Source organism: Massilia rubra, from assembly GCF_011682065.1.
GTDB lineage: Bacteria > Pseudomonadota > Gammaproteobacteria > Burkholderiales > Burkholderiaceae_D > Telluria_A > Telluria_A rubra.
The window spans coordinates 64346-85910 of record NZ_VUYU01000009.1 but is presented as its reverse complement, the minus strand read 5'-3'; the positions used below and the strand labels follow the sequence as shown (position 1 = coordinate 85910).

The window sequence follows — 21565 nt, the reverse complement described above, 5'->3', positions numbered from 1 at the left end:
GCAAAGACAATAAAACATGATGCCGTCTACGATTTCTAATTTTCCTCCGTATCTGAGCCTGGCGATCTGGCTTCCGATCGTCCTTGGCGCGGCCATTCTTGCGGTTGGCCGCGACAACAAGCCGGGCTTGACCCGGTGGTTGGCGCTGATCGCGTCCATCGCCAGCTTTTTGGTCACCTTGCCGCTGCTGCAGCACTTCGACAACGCCGCGCACGGCATGCAGTTCGCCGAAAGCACGCCGTGGATCGGCCGCTTCAACATCATGTACTCGCTGGCGATCGACGGCCTGTCGCTGTGGTTCGTGCCGCTGACGGCCTTCATCACCGTGATCGTCGTGATCTCGGCGTGGGAAGTGATCGAAAAGCGCGTGGCCCAGTACATGGGTTCCTTCCTGATCCTGTCGGGCCTGATGATCGGCGTGTTCTGCGCCATGGACGGCTTGCTGTTCTACTTCTTCTTCGAAGCGACCCTGATCCCGATGTTCATCATCATCGGCGTGTTCGGTGGCGAGAACCGCGTGTACGCCTCGTTCAAGTTCTTCCTGTACACCTTCATGGGTTCCCTGCTCACGCTGGTCGCCATCGTCTACCTGTACAACGTCTCGGGCACCTTCGACATCCTGGCCTGGCACAAGCTGCCGCTGTCGATGAAAGAGCAGATCTTCATCTTCCTGGCCTTCCTGATGGCGTTTGCCGTCAAGGTGCCGATGTTCCCGGTCCACACCTGGCTGCCGGACGTCCACGTCGAAGCGCCAACGGGCGGTTCGGCCGTGCTGGCCGCGATCATGCTCAAACTCGGCGCATACGGTTTCCTGCGTTTTTCGCTGCCGATCACCCCTGATGCATCGCATTACATGGGTGGCTTCATCATCACCCTGTCGCTGATCGCCGTGATCTACATCGGCCTGGTCGCACTGGTCCAGAAGGACATGAAAAAACTGGTCGCCTATTCGTCGATCGCGCACATGGGTTTCGTCACCCTGGGCTTTTTCATGTTCAACCAGATGTCGGTCTCGGGCGGCATCGTGCAGATGATCTCGCACGGCTTCATTTCGGGCGCCATGTTCCTGTGTATCGGCGTGCTGTACGACCGCATGCACTCGCGCCAGATCGCCGACTACGGAGGGGTGGTCAACCGCATGCCGCGCTTCGCCGCCTTTATCGTGCTGTTCTCGATGGCCAACTGCGGCTTGCCGGCCACCTCCGGTTTCGTCGGTGAGTTCATGGTCATCCTGGGCGCGGTCGAATTCAATTTCTGGATCGGCATGCTGGCCGCAACCGCCCTTATCTTCGGCGCCGCATACTCGCTGTGGATGGTCAAGCGCGTGGTCTTCGGCAAGGTCGCCAACAAGCACGTGGCCGAACTGACGGACCTGAACACGCGCGAATTCGTCATGCTCGGCATCCTGGCCATCGCCGTGATCGCGATGGGCCTGTACCCTGCGCCGTTCACCGACACGATGCAAACCTCGGTCGCCGACCTGCTCGAGCATGTCGCCGTGTCGAAACTGCCGCACTAAAGAAGACTATGATCCAGACTACGAATCCCAACCTGATCCCGGTTTACGCCGAAATCTTCCTGCTGATCGCCGCATCAAGCATCCTGTTGATCGACATGTTCCTCAAGGAAGAGAAGCGCATCGTCACGTACCTGCTCTCGCTCGGTGCGCTGCTCGGCTGCGCCGCCTTGAGCTACGCCGACTACGCGGCCGGCACCACGGTCTACACCTTCCATAACATGTTCGTGTCGGACCCGATGTCGAACCTGCTGAAGATGTTCACTTACCTGGCCATCGGCATCACGCTGGTCTACTCGCGCACCTATGCCACCGCGCGTGGCATGTTGTCGGGCAACCTGGGCGGCGAATTCTATGTGCTCGCGCTGTTCTCGCTGCTCGGCCAGATGATCATGATCTCCGGTAACAACATGCTGATCATTTACCTGGGCCTGGAACTGATGTCGCTGTCGCTGTACGCACTCGTTGCGCTGCGCCGCGACCACGCCGTGTCGACCGAAGCGTCGATGAAGTACTTCATCCTCGGCGCGCTCGCTTCCGGCTTCTTGCTGTATGGCATCTCGATGCTGTACGGCGCCACCGGTTCGCTCGACATCGGCGAAATCTCGAAAGCGGCATCGTCGGCCAAGGCCAATGCGCACATCCTGGTGTTTGGCCTGGTGTTCCTGGTGGCCGGCCTGGCGTTCAAGCTTGGCGTGGTGCCCTTCCATATGTGGGTCCCCGACGTGTACCAGGGTTCGCCGACCGCGGTGACCCTGCTGCTGGGCGGCGCGCCGAAACTGGCGGCGTTTGCGATCTGCATCCGCCTGCTGGTGGAAGGTTTGCTGCCGATGGCGATCGACTGGCAGCAGATGCTGATGGTGCTGGCCGTGCTGTCGCTGGCGATCGGTAACCTGACCGCCATCGCCCAGACCAACATCAAGCGCATGCTGGCCTATTCGACCATCGCGCAAATGGGCTTTGTCTTGCTCGGCCTGCTGGCCGGCGTGGTCGCCAATCCGCTCGATCCGAAAGCCATGGCCGACGCCAGCAACGCCGCTTCGGCGTACAGCGCCGCCATGTACTACTCGATCACCTACGTCCTGACCACGCTCGGCACCTTCGGCGTGATCATGCTGCTCTCGCGCAGCGGCTTCGAAGCCGAAGAAATGAACGACTTCAAGGGCCTGGCCAAGCGCAGCCCGTGGTTCGCGATCGTCATGGCGATCTTGCTGTTCTCGCTGGCCGGCGTGCCGCCGATGATGGGCTTTGCCGCCAAGTTCGCGGTGCTCGAAGCGGTGCTCTCGACCGGCGCCGTGTGGCTGACCGTGGTGGCGGTGATGTTCTCGCTGATCGGCGCGTTCTACTACCTGCGCGTGGTCAAGGTCATGTACTTCGACGAGCCGACCGACACCACCCCGATCGTCGCGCCCTTCGACATGCGCGCGGTCCTGTCCATCAATGGTATCGCTACCGTGCTGCTCGGCGTGTTCGCCGGTCCGCTGCTGGCCGCATGCCTGAACGCGATGACGAAGACTATCGGTTCCTGATGGACGTGTCGTCATCGAGCTGGTTGGCCATCGCCATTGCCCTGGCGGCGGCCAACCTGCCGTTCATCAACGAACGGCTGTTCGGCGTCATCCCCTTGAACAGCGCGCCCGGTGAGGCGCCGAACAAGTCGGGCTGGCTGCGCGTGGCCGAATTACTGGTGCTGTACTTTGTGGTGGGCGGCATCGCCTACCTGCTCGAGTCGCGCATCGGTAACGTCTTCGTGCAGGTCAAGGAGTTCTACATGATCACCGTGCCGCTGTTCGTGGTGCTGGCGTTCCCGGGCTTCGTGATGCGCTACCTGCGCAAGCGCCAACATTAACCGCAAGGAGCCGCACATGGACTCGCACCTGGACTCGCACCTGACTGAGGATCACCTGACAGAGCGACGTATCGATGGTGGCGTCGCCTACGACGGCAGCTTTCTCAAGGTCTCGCACGACCGCGTGACCTTGCCCAACGGCGCCGTCGCCACCCGCGAATACATCCGCCATCCGGGCGCCGTGGTCATCCTGCCGATCCTGGACGATGGCCGCGTGCTGCTCGAACGCCAGTTCCGCTATCCGCTCGGCCGCGTCTTCATCGAATTCCCAGCTGGAAAAATCGATGCGGGCGAGGAACCGCTGGCCTGCGCCAGGCGCGAGCTGCAGGAGGAAACCGGCTACACGGCGACCGACTGGCAATTTGTCAGTACGATCCACAACGCCATTGCCTACTCGGACGAGCACCTTGAGCTGTTCGTCGCGCGCGGCCTGACGGCCGGCCCGGCAAAACTGGACGACGGCGAGTTCCTGGAGATCTTCAGCGCCAGCGTGCCCGAACTGCTCGAGATGGTGCGCACGGGCCAGGTCACCGACGTGAAAACCATCATCGGCGCCTTCTGGCTCGAAAAGCTGATCGCCGGAAGCTGGACCCCGGCCTGAGCGACCATGAACATCCTGGCGTCCGCGTTTGCGTTCGCACTGGGCTTGCTTGGCTCGCACCCTTGCTGGGCCGCGCGCACCGCGTTCCAGGTGCGCTGCGAAGATTCGATCGACAAGGCGGTGTCGGTATTGACGTCGGCGCAGAACGGCTACACCATCAACAACACGGTGTCGCTGCACGGCCTGACCGCCATGAAACCCGGACGCCCCAACTCTTTCGTGCTGGGACTGACCCGCACCGAGTCGCGCATGTCAATCGGCCTCAACGGTGCGATGCTGAAAGACCCCTTGAGCGGCTACGAGTGCGTGGCGCCGAAAATCACGGTTTCGCTGTTCTACAGCCCCATCGTGGTCTACGTCGGACGCGAGTTTTCTCCCGGTTCTTGCGCATATCAGGAGATTCTTGCGCATGAGATGCGCCACCTCAAGACCTATCTCGACCATTTGCCGAAAGTGGAAGTCACGGTGCGCGCGGCGCTGTCCAAACGGTTCGACAACAAGCCGCTCTACGCGCCGGCGGGCCGGGCTCGCGCCCTGTTGCAGCAGGAAATCAATACTGGCTGGATGACGTACATAAAGAACGAGATGGCGAAAGTGGAGCTTTTGCAGGCCGCCATCGACACGCCGCAAGAGTATGCGCGCCTGAGCAAAGTTTGCAAAGGTGAGGTACAGTCCCTTATAAGACCGGCTAAACGACATTGACGACGACAACAGCCATGAAGCATTCCGCACCGCGCTATTTTGCCCTGATCCCCGCCGCCGGCATTGGCGCGCGGATGGCGTCGGGCTGCCCCAAGCAATACCTGCCCATCGGCGCCAAGCCGATGCTGCGTCACACCCTCGACGCGTTTTTGTCGAGCGGCTTGATCGCCCATACCTACGTCGTGGTCAGCGCGCGCGACGAGTATATCGACGCCATCGTGCCGTCCGGCGCAGCCTCCGTGCTGCGCTGCGGCGGCGCGAGCCGCATGGAGTCGGTCCGCAACGCCCTGCGGGCGTTGGAGGGCGAGTTGCACGAGCACGACTGGGTGCTGGTGCACGACGCGGCGCGGCCGGGCCTGAACGCCGCGCTGATCGACAAGCTGATCGCCACGGTGGGCGACGATCCGGTCGGGGGCCTGTTGGCCCTGCCGGTCGTGGACACCGTCAAGCGCAGCGGCGCGAATGCCGCCAGCATCACCACCGTCGCCCGCGATGGTCTGTGGCTGGCGCAGACGCCGCAGATGTTTCGCTACAAGCTGCTGTGCGATGCACTCGCAGCGGCCACCGACGCCAGCGTCATCACCGATGACGCCAGTGCGGTCGAGGCCCTGGGCTTTTCGCCCAAGCTGGTCGAAGGACATCCCCGTAATTTAAAAGTGACGCTGCCGGCGGACATCCGGATCGCCGAGATGTACCTGGCCGCGCCTTAACCTGAAATGAGTGAGACCATGGCACTGGCATCCTACAATCCCGCACCGCCGTTCCGCGTCGGAACCGGCTACGACTGCCACGCCCTCGTCGAGGGCCGCAAACTGATTATCGGCGGGGTCGCAATCCCGCACCGTATGGGCCTGCTCGGCCATTCGGACGCCGACGTCCTGCTGCACGCGATCATCGATGCGATGCTCGGCGCGGCCGGCCTGGGCGACATCGGCAAGCACTTCCCGGACACCGACCCGATGTTCGCCGGCGCCGATTCGCGCACCCTGCTGCGCGAAGTGGCGCACCGCGTGGTCGCCACCGGCTACACGATCGGCAATATCGACGCCACCATCATCGCCCAGGCGCCGAAGATGGCGCCGCATATTGCGCAGATGGTGTCGCGGATTGCCGAAGACATTGGCGTCTCGCCCCAGCAAGTGAACATCAAGGCCAAGACCAACGAGAAGCTCGGCTACCTGGGCCGGGAAGAGGGCATGGCCGCCGAGGCGATCTGCCTGTTGATCAAGTCCGTCACCGCGTAAGGACCGGTGAGCAAGGCCCGCCTGGCCCGGCGACCGGGAAGCTTGATCGCCGTCAGGCGGACCTGAAAACGCGACCCCTACACTTGAACCTGATTCGTCAGGTTCAAACACAGGGAGACCCATCATGAAATCCGCACTTACGGCGATCGCCTTCGCCACGGGCATGGCGTGCGCCAGCGGCCCGGCGGCGGCGCAGACGTCCGTTAACACCACCCAGCAGGGCAGCGGCAACAAGAGTCTTGTCGAGCAGCGCGAGAGCACCGATTACGCGCAAGTGAGCGTGGTACAGCGCGGCGCCGACAACTATATCGGCGACCCCGTCATCCGCGATGGCGGCATCGTCCAGATCGCCACTGTCGGGCGTGTCGAGGTCAGCCAGGAGGGCCGCGCCAATGTTGCCAGCGTCCTGCAAGAGCACGCCGACCGCAGCGATAGCCATATGTTCCAGTCTGGACAGGGCAATGTGGGCGTGTTCAGGCAGGACAACGTGAACAGTTCGCAACTGTCGCTCCATCAGCGCGGCAGCAACAATTACGCCTCGCTCAATCAACAAGAGCTGCCCACGTTTTCGGTCGCGGCGCGCCAGACCGGTTCGGCTAACTGGATCGTGGTCTATCAGTACTTCTCGGGCTACGGCGGACCGGAGATCGACCAGAACGGCACCTTCAACAAGGTGTTCATCGACCAGGATGACGCCGCCTACTCCTTCGTCAGGGTGGCGCAGACCGGCAAATTGAACGACGCCTGGGTGCGCCAGAAAGGCACCATCTTCACGGTGGACCAGTCGATCACGCAAAACGGCGAACGCAACGTCGCGCGCGCCGATGAAAGCGGGGCAGTCAACGGCTCGACCATCGTCCAGGCTGGAAACGAGAACTTTGCCTCTGCAACATCGACGCTCAACGGCAGCGTCTCCGAGATCCTCCAGGCCGGCAACTACAACCGCGCCACCACGGTGCAGAATGGTGTACTCAACTGGACGACAGGCAATTTCTCGCGCATCACGCAAACCGGCAATGCCTTTACCGCCAGCGTGCTGCAAAACGGCAGCGGCAATCTCTCCACCATCACCCAGCGCTGATATCGAACACCAGGCAAGTCGTGGTCGCAAAGGCATACAGCTTGCCGTTCGCATCGGTGATGCGCGCTTCGGCCACGCCCACCTGTCCACCCACGCTGACCACGGTCGCCTCGGCCCGCACCGGCCCGGTCTGGTCCGTCATCGCGCGGAGATAGTTCACCTTCAACTCCAGGGTCGTGTATCCCTTGCCGGCCGGCAGCATCGTATGGATTGCGCAGCCGAGCGCGGTGTCGAGCATGGTGGCCGCATAACCGCCGTGCACCACGCCGCTCGGATTGTAATGCGCCAGCTCCGGCGTTCCCTGGAACACGGTGCGACCCGGCTCCACCGAGATCGGCACAATGCCCATCAACTGCGCGATCGGCGCCGGGGGCAGGGCGCCGCTGCCGATCGCTTCCAGGAACTCGATCCCGCTGCGGCTGCGTAGTTGCGCGCGGTCGGCCACGCCCGGCGCGGCCAGCCTGGCGCGCATTGTCGCGGCGTCGTCCAGCCATTGCTGGCGTTTGTCTGTTTGTTCCATCATCATCCTCTTATCGCTGATTAAAAAGTCGGGCCATGCACACAAGGCAGATCGATTGTAATATACTTCGAATAATCAGTGTACCTGCACCTATTTCCCGAAACCATGACCGATACCACCGACAAGCCCCTGGGCTGTACCTGCTTCAAGCTGCGCAAGCTCACGCGCGCCATGTCGCGCGTGTACGACCAGCACATGGCCGCCGTGGGCCTCAAGACCACCCAGTACAGCGTGCTCGCCAACGTGGCGCGCGCCGCGCTGCCGGTGGCCGAACTGGCCGAGCGCCTCGGCATGGAGCGCACCACGCTCACGCGCAACCTCAAGCCGCTGACCGACGCGGGCTGGGTCGCGGCGCGCCCCGGCGCCGACAGCCGCCAGCGCATCGTCACCATCACCGACGCCGGCCAGGAAAAACTGGGCCAAGCCTACCTGGCCTGGTGCGACGCCCAGCGCGCCTTCGAACAACTGGTCGGGCGCGACGCCGTGCGCGCCCTGCACACGCAACTGGACACCACGCTTGCCCGACTAACGCCCCTGATCGAGAACCTGAATCATGCCCACCCAGACTGAGATGACCCCGCGCGCCGCGTGGCTGCTGATCCTCGCCGCCTCGGCGATTTTGATGATCACCATGGGCGCGCGCCTGACCACCGGCCTGTTCATGTCTCCGATTAACACCGCGACCGGGCTGGGAATCGCCTCGATCAGCTTTGCCATGGCGATCGGCCAGTTCATGTGGGGCGCGGCGCAGCCGGTGTTCGGCGCGGTGGCCGACAAATGGGGCTCGGCCAGGGTGATTATCGTCGGCGCCGTCATGCTTGCCGCCGGCATGGCGCTCACGCCGTTCGTCTCGTCGCAGTGGGGCCTGATCGTTACCATGGGCTTTTTAAGCGCGGCGGGGGCGGGCGCGGGCAGCTTCTCGATCCTGATCGGCGCCACCGCGCAGCGTTTGCCGGCCGCGCGCCGTCCGTTCGCGGCGGGTTTCATCAACGCCGGCGGCTCGTTCGGCCAGTTCGTGTTCGCCCCGCTGATGCAGGCGATCATTAACAGCGCCGGCTGGGTGATGGCGATGCTGACCATGGCGGCCACCACCTTGCTGACGATTCCGCTGGCTTGGCCGCTGCGCAAGGGCGCGGGGATGGCCAAGGCCGATCCCGCAGCCGTGGTCCCGGCCAAGCCGGTCGAGGCGCCCGGCATCGGCCTCGGTGCGCAGATCAGGATCGCGCTGCGCGACCGCAGCTACCTGTGCCTGCACGCCGGCTTTTTCACCTGCGGCTTTCACATCGCATTCCTGGTCACGCACCTGCCGGGCGAAGTCGCCCTGTGCAACCTGTCGCCGGGAGTATCGGCCACCGCGCTCGCCCTGATTGGCCTATTCAACATCGCCGGCAGCTTGAGCGCCGGCGCGCTCTCGACCCGCTACCGCATGAAGTCCTTGCTGGCCCTGATGTACGCCAGCCGCGCCGTGATCATCGTCATCTACCTGCTGGCGCCGAAAACGGCCACCACCTTCTACGTGTTCGCCGGCGCGCTTGGCTTTACCTGGCTGGCCACCGTGCCACCCACGGCGGGCCTGGTCGGCAAACTGTTCGGCATGCGCTATCTGTCCACGCTGTTCGGATTGACCTTGCTGTCGCACCAGGTGGGCGGCTTTTTCGGCGCCTGGCTCGGCGGCCTGTCGTTCGTGACCTACGGCGACTACACCTGGATGTGGTACGCCGACATCGTGCTGGCCCTGGCGGCCGCCCTGATCAACCTGCCGATCCGCGAGGCGCATGTGGTGCGCGCGCCGGTCGTCCCTGCGAAAGCATCAGCATGACCCGTGATACCTGGGCTTACCGCGACGTTGCGGTCGAGTCGTTCGAAGATGGGCGCACCGGCGCCTTGCGCATCCGCCCGATGGCGGGGCAAGCCTTCGCCCCCAGCCTGCGCGTGCAGTGCGCGCGCGCGCTGGTCGACCCGGCCTTGCATCCGGCCGGCACCCGCTTCCTGCTGTCGGCCAAGCTGACCGACCGTCTTGGGGGCACGCCGTTCTTGTACGCCTGGCATGGCGACCCGGTGGTGGTGCTGACGGCGGCGCAGGCGAAAAAGTTCCTGGCCGAGTTCAGGCGCGGCAGGATTTAGTCCACTTTTCATCTTAAGAAATGCAAGTGATGGGCTACGATTTCCACATAACACGCAGGCAGTTCTGGGCTGATGAACATGGTCCGGCGATCTCGTTAGCGGAGTGGCTGGACTACGCGTCTGGCGATAGCGAGATCGAACCCGATCACGAAAATCCAGGGTCCGAAAACTGGCTGGTGGTGTCGCACGCCGAGAAATGGCCGCTATGGTGGGAACTTGGCGAGGTTTATACAAAAAATCCTGACCCGGCGGTCATTCGCAAGATGATCTCCATCGCGAGGGCGCTCGATGCACGTGTTCAGGATGATGACGGCGAAATCCACAGCGAAGACTCCTTCGATCCTGCTGACGCGGTCCGGGGACGATCAATATAGTTTACCGCTTGCGTCTCTTACAACGCGCTCAAGAACTCGCGATAGAACTCGATAAATGCGCGCACCCGCGCGGGCGCCTGGCGTCCCGGCGGCAGCACCGCGTACATGCCGCCGCGCGGCAGCGACCATTGCGGCAGCAGTTCGACCACCGTGCCCGCCTTCAAACTCGCGCGCAGGGTTTGCCCTTCCATCACCGTCACCCCGGCGCCTTGTTCGATCAGCGCCAGCAGCGCGGCGGGCGAGTCGACCTGCAGGCGCGAATTGGTGTGCACCACGGCCTGGACGCCATCGGCGCCGGTAAACGTCCAGGTCAGCGGGGTGCGCATCAGCGATAGCGCCACCCAGTCGTGTTGCGCCAGGTCCTGCGGCGTGGCCGGATAACCGCGCCGTTCCAGGTACGCCGGCGACGCCACCACATGCTGCGTGAACTCGCCCAGCTTGATGGCGCGCTGGGTCGAGTCGCGCAGCCAGCCCATGCGAAACGACAGGTCGATGCCTTCGGCAACCATGTCGGCCACCTTGTCGGCGGTACGCACATCGACAGTGATGCGTGGATGGCGCGCCATGAACGCCACCAGCGCCGGGCCGATCGAGTGTTCCACCTGCAGCGCCGTGGTGGAGATGCGCAGCATGCCGGACAACTCGCCCTGCTCGCTACCGGCTTGCGCCAGCGCGTCCGACAGGGCGCGCAGCAAGGGCTGGCACTGCGCATGCAGCGCGCGTCCTGCCTCGGTGGGCGCCACTTGGCGCGTGGTGCGGGTAAACAGCGACACCCCCAACTGGCGTTCCAGGCGCGCGATCTGCACGCTGATCCTGGCCTTGGCCACGCCCAGCCGCTCGGCCGCCGCCGTGAAACTGCCCGCTTCGGCGACGGCGTCGAAGATGGTCAGGCTGTTCAGGTCAATCTGGTCGAGAGGCGCCATGGGCATTGATAAGGATCGGGTAACAATCCATTATCGTCCATGACGCCCGGCGTATCAATTGCCGTCGCGCCTGGGCTCCAGTTGCCAGGTAACCCTGCCGATTTCCTCGCGCTCGAACAACTGGCGCACGTAGACCTGGAACGTGCGTTCGCGGTACTGCTCCGGGATCTCGACCAGCAGGCGCATCGCCATGCGCGACTTGGCGGGAAACGGCACCTCGCCGAACGCCGTGCGCCCGCTCGCATTGATCGCCAAAAAGGCCACGCGGCGCTCGCTGTCGATCTTCACGCGCCCGTACTGGCGGCGCTCGCGCAGCATCTCGAAGTACACCAGCGGCACTTCCAGCACTGCCCGCGCGCCTTCCGGCAGGCGCGCCACCACTTCCAGTGCCATGTTGCGGGCGCGGTCCGGGGCGCCGGGCGCGAGGAAGGCCAGCGCCTTGAAGCCGCGCGGCAGCGTCGGGTCTTCGACGTCCGGATCGTTGTTCTCGACGTTGAAGTTACGCCAGGTGACGTTGTTGTTCTCGCGGATGAAGCGCCGGAAGTTATCGAAGTTGAGGAAGTCGGCCGGTCCCGGCGCCGGGTCGCCGCTTGTTCCCACCAGCCCGACGAAGCAGTAATGGCCCGGTGCGGGAATGCCGGCCTTGGCCCACACCAGCGCGCTCGATACCGTCAGCTGCTCGCCGGTCGGCACGTTCGGCAGGACCGTGGCGCCGACCAGGTTCCACAGGTCCGGCGTGATCAGGGTGGCCACCGGCGCCCAGTACACGGTGGCCTGCACGTTGACGGCGGCGGAGCCGCCCTGGTTCAGCACCCGCACATAAATATAGTTGTCCTGGCCCGCTTCGGCCTTGTAGCCGAGGCCCGCATTGTTCTCGGTGCCGCTGCCCGCGCCGAAGCTGGCCTGCGGCGAGGGCACGGGCGTGGGCCGCAGGATGATGTCCGGGCTGGCCGAGATGGCGCCGGTGTGCGGCAGGCCCGTATCGCCGACGAAGTCGCGCAGGTACACGTCCGGCCCGGCGTTGAAGAAGGTGTCGAAGATCTTGCGCAGGTTCGGCATGACGCGGATCTGGGTGGTTTCGAGCGCCGAGGGCAGGGTGCCGGTGGCCGGGTCGCTGAGCACTGCGCGCATCTGGCGCGGACTGAGCCGGTAGCCCAGCTGCGCCTGCGCGCGCCCCTGCACCGCCAGCGCCGCGCCGGTGACGATCGGCGAGGCGCCCGAGGTGCCGGAAAAGCCCGTGGTGTAGGCCGTGGTGGAGCCGGCGTCGTTCGACGAGCAGGTGTTGATGCCCTGGCCCCAGGCATAGCAGTCGATGCGCTTGCCGTGCGGGCCGTAGGCCAGGCGCGTGTGCGGCGCGGTTGAACTGGCGGCGGTGACGATGATCGCGCCCGAATCGCGGAACTGCGGATTGCCCGGATCGCGGTGCAAGATGGCCTGGCCGCCGAGCGTGGTGTAGGTATCCATGTTCAGCGCCGGCGTGCCGCCGTTATTGGTGCCGTTGCCGCCCGCTTCGACCACGATGATCCCGAGCGCCGTGGCCAGGCGGATCGCCTCGTACTCGGCATCGTAGGCTTCGATGGGGCCGAGCAGGGCGGTGCCGTTGAGCGCGACCTGGGCTTCGAGCAGCAAGGTGTCGCCGAAGGCGAGGTTGGTGATGGCGGCGATGACGGCGTTCGGGCGCGTGCTGCCGTGGAAAGACACCACATCGACCGAGGCGATGTTGGGCGCAATGCCGACGCAGCCGATCGCGTTATCGACCGCGCAGATTTCGCCGAGCACCGAGGTGCCGTGCGCGCGCGAGGTGTCGAGCAGGGTCCCGTGCAGCAGGGTGGCGCCGTGCGCGGCCAGGTCTTCGTGATTGAGCGTCCAGCCGCGTTCGAGGTCGATGAAGCGCTGACCGGCGCCGTCGCCGCCGGTAAAGGTCCACGCGTATTCGGCGTCGATGCCGTCCGGTGAAGGATCGAGGTAGCCCTGGTTGACCGAGCGCGGATCGTTGGCCGCGTTGACGGCGGGGTCGGGGCCGCCCTGGTCGATGTAGGCCGTCTGGACGCTGTTCCAGCGCAGCAGCGTGCGTACCAGTTCGATCAGGTCGGTCTCGGGCGGCGCGTCGACATAATAGAAGGTGTTGAAGTCGGCCGGCCGGTAGGACGTGTCCGTGGCGGCCGCGCGCCGCTGCAGCTCGCGCAGGTCGTCCGATTTGAGCACGGTGAAGACCGGGCTCAGTTTCAGGTCGGGGAACTGCGCCAGGAGGCGCCGCCACGGGCCGATGCCGGTGTTTTCGATCTGCTCGCCCAGGTCGGGACGGTCCGCCAGGCGCACCCCTTCGCGAAAGCGCACGACCACGCGCGGCCGGTCGTAACTCGCACTGTTTGTCCTGCCTTGCAGACTGCTATGCTTGTCCATGCTGTGCCTCCTGTGGGTGGCGCCCCGCACCGCGCGACGACACGGTTTCATGCGCCCGGTCAGGCGTGTTGTCGATAATCGGCGTTATGCCAGCGTCCGCTTTGCGTCAGCGCAAGCCGCCTTCAAATTGCCCAGTCCGCTGCATTGATAAGAAAACGGTAACAATGAAATGCGCAAGACACTGTTTATCTGATCAATGCTTGCTGGCATGATGCTCTCCATACCAACCCCACAGCAGGAGCATTGCAATGAACATCGTTTTGATCGGCGCCACCGGATTCATCGGCACAGCCTTATTGAATGAAGCACTCAACCGTGGCCATGCCGTCACCGCGCTGGCGACCCGTCCCGACAAGCTGGCCGCGCGCGAGCGCCTGACGGCGCGCAAGGCTGACGTGATGGACGTCGCCGCGCTCACCGCGCAACTGGCCGGCGCGAACGCGGTGCTGTCGGCCTTCAGCGGCCACGCCCACGGCGATGTGCAGTCGTATTACCTGTCCGGCGTGCGCAATATCATCGCCGCCGTCAAGGAGGCGCACGCGCCACGCCTGCTGGTCGTCGGCGGCGCCGGCTCGCTCGAGGTCGCGCCTGGCGTGCAACTGCTCGACACCCCAGGCTTTCCGGACGCGTACCGCGCCAGCGCGGAAGGCGCGCGCCAAGCGCTCAATCTGCTGCGCGACGAAGCCTCGCTCGATTGGACCATGCTCAGTCCAGCGGCGATGATTTCGCCAGGTGAGCGCAGTGGCGTGTTCCGCCTCGGCGGCGACCAGTTGCTGGTCGATGGCGCCGGCAACAGCGCCATTTCGGTGGAAGACTACGCGGTGGCCATGATCGACGAGCTGGAACAGCCGGCGCACCGCCGCCAGCGTTTTACCATCGCCTATTAAGCCTTCCGGGGGTGTTCGGGAGCGCGCGCGCGTGGTACTGTGAAAATTGTTAAGATTTGCAAATCACGCATCTCCGACCAACCAACCACCCCCGAAAGGACCGCCATGGCCTCACGAAAAATCGCCGTCATTATTGGCAGCTTGCGCAAGGACTCCTTCAACCGCAAGGTCGCCAAGACCCTGATGCTGCTGGCGCCGCCCACGCTGGAAATGGAGATCATCGAGATCGGCCAGCTCCCGCTGTACAACCAGGACGACGACGCGGCGCCGCCGCCCGTCTACACCGAATTCCGCGACAAGCTCAAGGAATTCGACGGGGTCCTGTTCTGCACTCCCGAATACAACCGCTCGGTGCCGGCCGCCCTGAAAAACGCCATTGACGTCGGCTCGCGTCCGTACGGCCAGAGCGCCTGGGGCAGCAAGCCCTGCGCCGTGGTCAGCGTGACGCCGGGCGCGCTCGGCGCCTTCGGGGCCAATCATCACCTGCGCCAGTCGCTGGTGTTCCTGAACATGCCCGCCATGCAGCAGCCCGAAGCCTACCTGGCCAATGTCGCCAGCCAGTACGACGGCGACAACCTCACCAACGACAGCACCAAGGCCTTTTTGCAGAAGTTCGTCGACGCCTTCGCGGTCTGGGTCGAACGCCACGCCGATTAATTAAAACGGGGCGCCGCCCGGCGTCCCTCGTCCGTGCTACCCTGCCGGCACCATGACCGACACCACCACGCCTGCCGCCGCGGACATCGCTCCGCACACGCCGCCTGTCTTCGGCAAACCCGATAGCGGGCTGCGCCGACGCATCTATACGATCATTTTCGAAGCCGATACCAGCGCCGGCCGGCATTTCGACGTGCTGCTCGTGGCCGTCATCCTGCTCAGCATCGCCGTGGTCATCCTCGACAGCGTGCCAGCGGCGACCGGCGCCATCAAGCGCCCGCTCAATATGCTGGAGTGGACCTTCACGCTGCTGTTTACGGCCGAATACATCGCGCGCCTGTGCTGCGTGCGCCATCCATGGCGCTACGCGACCAGTTTTTTCGGCGTGATCGACCTGGTGTCGGTGCTGCCGACCTACTTTGCGCTGCTGGTGCCGGAAGCGTCGGCGTTCCTGGACATCCGCATCCTGCGCCTGCTGCGCATTTTCCGCATCTTCAAACTGACGCTGTACATCACCGAATACCTGCGCCTGGGCCGCGCCCTGCGCGCCAGCGGGCGCAAGATCCTCGTGTTCCTGTCGGTGGTGATGATGGCGGTGCTCATCCTGGGTACCGTGATGTACGTGGTCGAGGGGCCGAAAAACGGCTTCACCAGCATTCCGATGGCGATGTACTGGGCCACGGTGACCATGACCACGGTCGGCTACGGCGACCTGACGCCGCAGACCAACCTGGGGCGCCTGATCGCCGCGTTCATGATGCTGCTGGGCTGGGGCGTGCTGGCGGTGCCGACCGGGATTGTGACGGCCGAGATGACGTCGCAGCGCATGAACTGGCGGCCGACCACGCGCACCTGTCCGTCGTGCCTGAGCGAAGGACACGAGCCGGATGCGAAGTACTGCAAGGATTGCGGCGAATCCTTGCCGGCCTACGACGACGACAAGACGACCGGGTAAGCTGCGTCGTCCCGCGCGCCGGTTCACGCCGAGGCGCTCGCACCCGGTGCATCCTTTTCGATCCAGTAATTGAATTGACCGAAAGTCGGCAAGCGGTCGGCCTCGCGCGGATCGAAAAAATCCTCGATCATCTGGCGGTACGCGCCGCGCCGCGAGAACTGCGCGTGGGTGGCGCTGTAGCGCGCCACGGCGGCGTGAAAGGTGCGGCGGATGCCGTCGTCGGCGTTCAGTCCCGGATGAGTGCCGGCCTTGCGCGGGCGCCCGCGTTTGACGCCGGCGCTGGAGCCGCGCGTCTTGCCCGGCGCGCCGGAGTTTTTATAGTCCGGCAGCAGCGTATCGGGATGCTGGCCGCGCTCCCAGTAGCGCCGCAGGTAGCGGTAGATGGACGGGTGCGACACGCCGTGCAGCGCGCTTTGCGCCATCACCATGCGCCCCCGGTGGCGCGCCTGGTAGATGGCCGGTTCGTCGGCGATCAAGCCTTGCACCACGGCCCACGCGCGGTCGCGCACCTGGCGGTGGCGCGCCGGCAGCAGGGACGGATCGCCGCGCGCCGCATACGGGTCCACCAGCATCAGCTGCGCGCGCCGCGCGCCCAGGTCGGCGTGCAGGCAATGCAGCGGCGCGAGCTCGGGATGCGCACCTTTCACGCCCACGTCGAAGGTGTAGGCAACGCTGGCGGCGCTGTCGATCCACAAAATGCGGACCGTGCGCGCCTGCGCCGGGTAATAGAGCAAGTCGTTTTTAAGTAGCATCGTCAACGCTCCCTTGTTTGGTTAATAGCATGCATCCAAGCAAGGCCCGTGCCACGTCCGCAAGCCACTGCCAGCCCCTGGCCGGCCTGATAATCCGGCCGGCACGGGCATGCTTTTGGTGCGATGCAGCACAAATGCACCATTTCAAGACAGAAAGCGGTTGGCAACGTTGCCGACTTGAACACGTTTGATATATATCAAACCCGCAAGATGTTAGTCCCCTAGCCTAGTGACTCGTGCTGAAGACGATCTGGCGCATCGTTTTGATTGGCGACAAACAGTCTTCACCAGGCATGCGCTGCGGCGGCGCGCTAAAAGGTCAGCTGAACAAGGCCGCTTATCGCCGCGCCGCAACTTCTTGTATTTGATTCATTACATAAAAGAGGACTACATGTTTCCATATTCGCAATCGGTAACTCCTGCTGTGCGTACCCACTTCGACGCGCAGGTATCCTTCCTCAACGATATGTCGAAATCGTTGTTCAATTCGTTCCAGCAACTGTGTGCCCTGAACATCCAGCTGACCCAGACCTTGCTGGAAGAAACCGCCATGACCAGCCAGCAAATTCTGACGGCCGACCGCCAGACCGACGTGATCAGCGCTGCCGCCTCGCGCGCCCAGCCCGCCACCGAAAAACTGCGCGCCTACCAGCAGCACATCTCGCGCGTGGCGGCCGATGCGCAGGTCGAACTGGCCCGCGTGACCGAGCAGCACGTGCAGGAAACCACCCGCACGGCGCGCGCCCTGGCGGATGAAGTGGCGCGCGTCGCTTCCGAAGAAACCGAACGCAGCATGCAAAACCAACAGGAGAACATGCGCAAGTTCAGTGATCCGTTCACGCAACAGGGCGGCGCCTGGCGCGGTAACGGCAGCACCGAAGTGCGCGGCAGCACCAGCATGCAGAGCGGCCAGAGCGGCAGCGCGCAGGGCGGTTCGGCAGGCAGCAGCCAGAGCGACCAGCACGGCAGCATGCAAGGCAGCAGCGCGACGCACGGCACCAGCGCGTCGCCGGCAGGCCAGTCCGCCAGCACGGGTAGCAAATCGGGTGGTGCGAGCACCGGCAAGAACACCTGAACAGCAAGACATCATCAATAATAAGCGCGAGGGGTGCGCCTGACCGGCACAGGGCCGGTCGGAATTAGCAAGACCGTTGCCGGGGAGGGCGTGTTGCCCCCGCCGGCAATTCGGTGCGTCGTTACCTTGTTCATTGCATTGTCGCTTCCTGCGCTTCCTGCGCGCTGCGCCCGGTCTTTGCGGGCGCTGGCACGGGGTTGATGCCGAACAGCGGCCGCAATACGCGCGAACGTCGCGCGACTTCGACGACGGCAAAACTGAGACACAAGGTGAGCACGATCAACACCAGCGCTTCGATGACGGGCGCGAGCCTGGCCGGCGCGATTGCATGTGCCATCACGACGATCAGCGTCTGGTGCACGATATACACGGGGAACACCGCCTGCACCAGGTAACGCCGGTTGGCGCTGTCGCGGTTCAGGTGACGGTACGCGAAGCCGAATACGGCAACGATGGCGCTCCATGAGAACAGCGAATACAGGATGCGCTGCAGATTCCACATCTGCTCCAGCGCTTGCGCAATGAACAAGCTATCCGGCAGCGCGAAACAGATGGTCAGCGTTGCCCAGCAGGCCGCCGCGATGCCGAGTGCGCTCCAGCGCAAGGGCTCGAGGCGCGGCCAGAACTGCGGCGCCCGGGCCAGCGTGGCGCCCAGCAGGAACAGCAGCACGTAGTTCGCGTGGTTGAACCAGTCGTCCACCAGCGCGTGGGTGGTCGGAAAGTAGGGCTGCAACAGCAGACGCACCATCGCCAGGACCACGAACGGCAGCACAATGATCTTCCAGCCCACCAGCGAGGCGGCCACGCGCGCGGCCAGCCGGTCGACGCTTCCGCCCAGCGCCGCCACCAGGCCACCGAGCACCAGTGTGTACACCCACAGATAGGCCACGAACCACAGGTGGTTCCAGGTGGGCAGGTCCAGGCAATCGTCGCCCTTGCAAAAGCCGTGGTAGGCGCCCAGGTACAGGCGCATGAAGTCGGCGTAGCTTCCCTGGTAGGCCAATTTTCCCACCACCTCCAGGTAGGCCTGCGGCGGCACGATCACCAGCATGCCGAACACCAGCGGCACCAGCAGGCGCACGCTGCGTTGGCCCAAAAAACGTGCGGCGCCGGTTTTCACCAGCATCAGGCTCGAGGCCACGCCCGACACCATGAACAGCAGGCCGAGTCGCCACGGGGACGAGAGCAGCATCAGCGGTTCGATGGCATCGCTGGCGAAGGGGCTCTTGATATGCCAGTCCCACGTCACGTAATACATGCCGACGTGGTAAAGAATCAGGACGAAAAATGCGATGATGCGGACCCAGTCGAGAAACCAGAGTCGGGCGGGAGAAGTTGTCATGGCGCGCTCGCAGGTGAAAAAAACCGAGCGTGAATCAAGGCCGGTCGGCACGCCACAGGAATGTGGCGAGCCGGGATGACGGTGGGGCGAAACGGCGCACTTACTTACAGGCGATCCATCACGGCGCCCCGGTACTGGCGGCTGCAGGGCACGCGCGCGCCGTCGCGCAGGACCAGTTCGCAGTCGCCCTTGTCGAGCGCCTCGACCCGCTCGACCCAGGCCAGTTGCACCGCCGCGCGGCGATGGCAGCGCATGAAGCCCGGTCCCAGTTTGACCAGCAGCCCGGCCAGCGTCTGGCGCATCAACGGCTGTCCCGCCGTGTGCAGGATGACGTAATTGTCGGCCGTTTCGATCCACCCGATCTGGTCGACGCGGATCACGCGCGTGACCCCGCGTTCGGTCACCAGCAACTGCCGCAACGCGTGCTCGCCGGCGAAGGGGGGCAGGGTTTGCGCACAGCGCGCCTGGAAGCGTTCGCGCAGGCGCTGCATGGCGCGCCGCAGGCGGGCCTGGTCGTAGGGCTTGAGCAGGTAATCGATGGCGTTGGCGTCGAATGCCTTGAGCGCATACTGATCGAAGGCGGTCGCGAAAACGATCAGCGGCGCCGGCGCGGGCAAGGAGGCGGCCAGTTCAAGGCCGCTCACTTCGGGCATCTGTATATCCAGGAACAGCGCATCCGGTACGAACGCCGCGATCCGCTGCATCGCCTCGACCCCGTCGCGCGCCTCGGCAATGGCGTCCACGCCGTCTTCCTGCGCCAGCAGGTGGCGCAGTTTGTCGCGCGCGGGGCGCTCGTCGTCGACGATCAGGATGCGCATGGCACGGTCATTGTTGCGCGCACGCCGGCCGGCGCAAGCGGCGACAGTTGCATGCTGGCGCTGTCGCCATACAGCGCTGCCATGCGCTCGCGCAGGTTGGACAGGCCCACCCCCGGCGGCGCGCCTGGCGCCAGCGTGCCGATATCGTCGTCCAGCGTCACCACCAGCAGCTTGTCGTGGCGGCTGGCCGAGATGACGATGCGGACCGTCTCGCGCCGCTGTTCCACGGTGTGCTTGAAAATGTTTTCGAGCAGGGGCTGGATGCTCATCACCGGCACCTGGCACTCCAGCGCAGCGTCGTCGATGCGCCATGCGATGCTCACGCGCTCCGCGAAGCGCTCTTCCATCACGCGGGCGTAGCCGCGCACCAGCCGCAGTTCGGTCGACAGCGGCGCCACCTGCAGTTCGCCCACGTCGAGCGTGGCGCGCAGCACGTCGGCCAGTTCGATCAGGGTGGCGTCGGCGCGCGCGACGTCGGTGTGCATCAGGGATGAGATGGTGTTGAGCGCATTGAACAGGAAATGCGGCTGCATCTGCTGGCGCAGGCGTTGCAGGTGCGCCTGGCGCAGCAGGGCGCTGGCCTGTTCGGCGCGCAGCTTTTCTTCCAGCAGCTGCTGGTACGACAGGATGCCGAACACCATCACCGTGAACAAGCCGATGAACGACGACAGCTTGAGCGATTCGTAGACAACGGTTTCGACCCAGCCTTCGTGCTCGTAGCTTGCCCCGGCCAGCGCATACACAGCATGGCGGATGCCGAACGCGATCGGCACGAAGGCGACCCAGTACATCGGCAAAAACAGCGCCTGCAGGCCGAACCAGCGCCAGGGCGTCGCCAGCAGGTAGTCGTAGCGGCGCGTGAAGCGGCGCTGGATCGCCAGCAAGAAGGTTGCGGCCACCATGGAGGAGCTTTCCCACAGCACCGGCTGCCATAGCTTGGTACCGCCGTCGCGCAGGTAATCTTCGATGGCGACCGATACCAGCAGTGACCAGAACAGCAGCCAGGCGACGCCGGTGACGATGGTGGAGCGTTGTAATCGCATGAGTAGGCAGGTGTGCGCGATGCGGGGGGCTGGTCGAAGCGCTGATGATTGCGTATTCTGTGGTTCATGTCAAAGAATCGGGAGCATCAAGATGGAGACAGCACTGGCGCAGGACGCCACCCCGCGCGCATTCGCCTCGCAAGCCGCGTGGGCGCAGTGGCTGGCCGAGCACCACGCCGGTTCGCGCGGCCTGTGGCTGCGCCACGCCAAGAAGGGCGCGCCGCAGCCAACCGTGTCGTACCAGGAGGCGCTTGAAGTGGCACTGTGTTTCGGCTGGATCGACGGCCAGAAGAAAGCCGAGGACCAGCACTACTGGCTGCAGCGCTGGACGCCGCGCGGCGCGCGCAGTATCTGGTCGCAGGTCAACCGCGCCAAGGCGCTCGCCTACATCGCCGAGGGCAAGATGCAGCCGGCCGGCCTGGCCGAAGTGGAGCGCGCGCAACAGGATGGCCGCTGGGACGCCGCTTACGCGCCGGCCAGTTCGGCGCAGGTGCCGCCCGAGCTGGAGGCGGCCTTCGATGCGGACCCCGGCGCGCGCGAGTTCTTCGCCACGCTCAATTCGCAGAACCGCTACGCGATGCTGTTTCGCATCCAGACCGCCAAAAAGCCCGAAACGCGCGCGCGCCACATCGCCAATTTTGCGGCGATGCTGGCGCGTGGCGAGATGCTGCATCCGCTGATGGCCAAAAAAACCTGAAG

Annotated in this window: 25 protein-coding genes; 18 read left to right on the top strand and 7 right to left on the bottom strand. The window is 64.6% G+C overall.

The window, feature by feature from the left end; genetic code table 11:
• The first annotated feature begins 16 nt into the window (after positions 1 to 16).
• From F0185_RS15885 to F0185_RS15850, 8 genes are all read left to right on the top strand, one after another.
• Positions 17 to 1519 carry an NADH-quinone oxidoreductase subunit M gene (locus F0185_RS15885; RefSeq protein WP_167225976.1) on the top strand — a complete coding sequence of 501 codons (1503 nt, stop codon included), beginning with the start codon at positions 17 to 19 and terminating at the stop codon, positions 1517 to 1519.
• Between the two features lie 8 nt (positions 1520 to 1527).
• Positions 1528 to 3045, top strand: a complete 1518-nt coding sequence (gene nuoN, locus F0185_RS15880; protein ID WP_167225974.1) for an NADH-quinone oxidoreductase subunit NuoN — start codon at positions 1528 to 1530, stop codon at positions 3043 to 3045.
• Positions 3046 to 3050: 5 nt separating this feature from the next.
• Complete coding sequence (locus F0185_RS15875; protein ID WP_166886936.1) at positions 3051 to 3365, top strand: DUF2818 family protein; 315 nt, start codon at positions 3051 to 3053, stop codon at positions 3363 to 3365.
• A gap of 16 nt (positions 3366 to 3381) precedes the next feature.
• Positions 3382 to 3966: an NUDIX domain-containing protein gene (locus F0185_RS15870; protein ID WP_167225972.1), complete on the top strand. Its 585-nt coding sequence runs from the start codon at positions 3382 to 3384 to the stop codon at positions 3964 to 3966.
• 6 nt (positions 3967 to 3972) lie between these two features.
• On the top strand, positions 3973 to 4668 hold the full coding sequence (locus F0185_RS15865; protein WP_229477058.1) for a hypothetical protein: 696 nt from the start codon (positions 3973 to 3975) through the stop codon (positions 4666 to 4668).
• A 14-nt stretch (positions 4669 to 4682) separates the two neighbouring features.
• Positions 4683 to 5378: a 2-C-methyl-D-erythritol 4-phosphate cytidylyltransferase gene (gene ispD / locus F0185_RS15860; protein WP_167225970.1), complete on the top strand. Its 696-nt coding sequence runs from the start codon at positions 4683 to 4685 to the stop codon at positions 5376 to 5378.
• Between the two features lie 18 nt (positions 5379 to 5396).
• On the top strand, positions 5397 to 5912 hold the full coding sequence (gene ispF, locus F0185_RS15855) for a 2-C-methyl-D-erythritol 2,4-cyclodiphosphate synthase (protein ID WP_166886595.1): 516 nt from the start codon (positions 5397 to 5399) through the stop codon (positions 5910 to 5912).
• A 124-nt stretch (positions 5913 to 6036) separates the two neighbouring features.
• The gene (locus F0185_RS15850) at positions 6037 to 6993 is read left to right on the top strand and encodes a hypothetical protein (RefSeq protein ID WP_167225968.1); all 957 of its coding nucleotides are present in this window, start codon (positions 6037 to 6039) and stop codon (positions 6991 to 6993) included.
• On the opposite strand, the gene F0185_RS15845 is transcribed toward F0185_RS15850, so the two are convergent.
• Complete coding sequence (locus F0185_RS15845) at positions 6980 to 7513, bottom strand: PaaI family thioesterase (protein ID WP_167225966.1); 534 nt, start codon at positions 7511 to 7513, stop codon at positions 6980 to 6982. The two genes, F0185_RS15850 and F0185_RS15845, sit on opposite strands and share 14 nt — an antisense overlap.
• Before the next feature lie 105 nt (positions 7514 to 7618).
• Here F0185_RS15845 and F0185_RS15840 point away from each other — a divergent pair, with 105 nt between their 5' ends.
• From F0185_RS15840 to F0185_RS15825, 4 genes are read left to right on the top strand one after another with little or no spacing between them, the layout of a single operon-like run.
• A complete protein-coding gene (locus F0185_RS15840; protein WP_229477057.1) occupies positions 7619 to 8083 on the top strand; it encodes a MarR family winged helix-turn-helix transcriptional regulator in 465 nt (154 codons plus the stop codon).
• Entirely contained in the window at positions 8067 to 9332 is a 1266-nt protein-coding gene (locus F0185_RS15835; protein WP_223164520.1) for an MFS transporter, read from the top strand. The genes F0185_RS15840 and F0185_RS15835 overlap by 17 nt, the downstream gene beginning before the upstream one ends.
• Positions 9329 to 9637: a hypothetical protein gene (locus tag F0185_RS15830; RefSeq protein ID WP_166886604.1), complete on the top strand. Its 309-nt coding sequence runs from the start codon at positions 9329 to 9331 to the stop codon at positions 9635 to 9637. Before F0185_RS15835 ends, F0185_RS15830 begins: the two co-directional genes overlap by 4 nt.
• 26 nt (positions 9638 to 9663) lie before the next feature.
• Positions 9664 to 10011: a hypothetical protein gene (locus tag F0185_RS15825; RefSeq protein WP_223164519.1), complete on the top strand. Its 348-nt coding sequence runs from the start codon at positions 9664 to 9666 to the stop codon at positions 10009 to 10011.
• Positions 10012 to 10028: 17 nt separating this feature from the next.
• Here F0185_RS15825 and F0185_RS15820 read toward each other — a convergent pair whose 3' ends face one another.
• Both F0185_RS15820 and F0185_RS15815 read right to left on the bottom strand, forming a co-directional pair.
• Complete coding sequence (locus F0185_RS15820; protein ID WP_223164518.1) at positions 10029 to 10940, bottom strand: LysR family transcriptional regulator; 912 nt, start codon at positions 10938 to 10940, stop codon at positions 10029 to 10031.
• Between the two features lie 48 nt (positions 10941 to 10988).
• Entirely contained in the window at positions 10989 to 13337 is a 2349-nt protein-coding gene (locus F0185_RS15815; RefSeq protein ID WP_167225962.1) for a S8 family peptidase, read from the bottom strand.
• A gap of 248 nt (positions 13338 to 13585) precedes the next feature.
• On the opposite strand from F0185_RS15815, the gene F0185_RS15810 reads away from it, so the two are divergent.
• From F0185_RS15810 to F0185_RS15800, 3 genes are all read left to right on the top strand, one after another.
• Positions 13586 to 14224 (top strand): NAD(P)-dependent oxidoreductase, encoded by a 639-nt coding sequence (locus F0185_RS15810; RefSeq protein ID WP_167225960.1) that lies wholly within the window; start codon positions 13586 to 13588, stop codon positions 14222 to 14224.
• A 105-nt stretch (positions 14225 to 14329) separates the two neighbouring features.
• Complete coding sequence (locus F0185_RS15805; protein ID WP_167225958.1) at positions 14330 to 14881, top strand: NADPH-dependent FMN reductase; 552 nt, start codon at positions 14330 to 14332, stop codon at positions 14879 to 14881.
• A 52-nt stretch (positions 14882 to 14933) separates the two neighbouring features.
• On the top strand, positions 14934 to 15836 hold the full coding sequence (locus tag F0185_RS15800; protein ID WP_167225956.1) for an ion transporter: 903 nt from the start codon (positions 14934 to 14936) through the stop codon (positions 15834 to 15836).
• Between the two features lie 23 nt (positions 15837 to 15859).
• Here the strand turns inward: F0185_RS15800 and F0185_RS15795 are convergent, their stop codons facing one another.
• A complete protein-coding gene (locus tag F0185_RS15795; RefSeq protein WP_167225954.1) occupies positions 15860 to 16588 on the bottom strand; it encodes a hypothetical protein in 729 nt (242 codons plus the stop codon).
• Between the two features lie 236 nt (positions 16589 to 16824).
• Between F0185_RS15795 and F0185_RS35195 the strand changes: the two genes are divergently transcribed.
• Both F0185_RS35195 and phaP read left to right on the top strand, forming a co-directional pair.
• The gene (locus tag F0185_RS35195) at positions 16825 to 16956 is read left to right on the top strand and encodes a hypothetical protein (protein ID WP_267876011.1); all 132 of its coding nucleotides are present in this window, start codon (positions 16825 to 16827) and stop codon (positions 16954 to 16956) included.
• Positions 16957 to 16979: 23 nt separating this feature from the next.
• Positions 16980 to 17663, top strand: coding sequence for a TIGR01841 family phasin (phaP, locus tag F0185_RS15790; protein WP_167225952.1), 684 nt, complete (start codon positions 16980 to 16982; stop codon positions 17661 to 17663).
• Between the two features lie 130 nt (positions 17664 to 17793).
• Here phaP and F0185_RS15785 read toward each other — a convergent pair whose 3' ends face one another.
• The 3 genes from F0185_RS15785 to F0185_RS15775 all read right to left on the bottom strand — a co-directional run bounded on the left by F0185_RS15785 (position 17794) and on the right by F0185_RS15775 (position 20866).
• Positions 17794 to 19005, bottom strand: a complete 1212-nt coding sequence (locus F0185_RS15785) for an acyltransferase family protein (protein ID WP_167225950.1) — start codon at positions 19003 to 19005, stop codon at positions 17794 to 17796.
• A gap of 104 nt (positions 19006 to 19109) precedes the next feature.
• Positions 19110 to 19823, bottom strand: a complete 714-nt coding sequence (locus tag F0185_RS15780) for a LytR/AlgR family response regulator transcription factor (RefSeq protein ID WP_167225947.1) — start codon at positions 19821 to 19823, stop codon at positions 19110 to 19112.
• Positions 19811 to 20866, bottom strand: coding sequence for a sensor histidine kinase (locus tag F0185_RS15775; protein ID WP_167225945.1), 1056 nt, complete (start codon positions 20864 to 20866; stop codon positions 19811 to 19813). The genes F0185_RS15780 and F0185_RS15775 overlap by 13 nt, the downstream gene beginning before the upstream one ends.
• A gap of 91 nt (positions 20867 to 20957) precedes the next feature.
• Between F0185_RS15775 and F0185_RS15770 the strand changes: the two genes are divergently transcribed.
• Positions 20958 to 21563, top strand: a complete 606-nt coding sequence (locus F0185_RS15770) for a YdeI/OmpD-associated family protein (protein WP_167225943.1) — start codon at positions 20958 to 20960, stop codon at positions 21561 to 21563.
• The last annotated feature ends 2 nt before the right edge of the window (positions 21564 to 21565 follow it).